Annotated in this window: 1 protein-coding gene; it reads right to left on the bottom strand. The window is 34.6% G+C overall.

Features of this window, described 5'->3' with window-relative positions:
• Positions 1-22: 22 nt before the first annotated feature.
• Positions 23-254, bottom strand: a 232-nt coding sequence (locus MTCD1_RS21395; RefSeq protein ID WP_200818693.1) for a hypothetical protein, incomplete at its 5' end; no start/stop codon positions are given.

Below are 254 nucleotides of genomic sequence, written 5' to 3' on the forward strand. Positions count from 1 at the left end.
CACTATCCCCTTACCGTTTGGTCTATGTTTTTGTTGGCGGTCTCGTTTGTCCATCTCTTCTGTCCCTGTCTCTTTTACACCTCTGACGCTGCCGTCGACTTGTGTGGTTTTTTTCTTTTTTTTCTCCTTTTTCTTTTTTTCCCTTTCTTGTTTTTTTTTTTTTTCCTGTGTTGTTGTTTTTTTTCTTGTTTCTATCTTCCTTTTCTTTGTTTTTTTCGGTTTTATTTTTGTTTATCAGCATTGTCTTTATGTTT

The organism is Colwellia marinimaniae (assembly GCF_002207865.1).
Lineage (GTDB): Bacteria > Pseudomonadota > Gammaproteobacteria > Enterobacterales > Alteromonadaceae > Colwellia > Colwellia marinimaniae.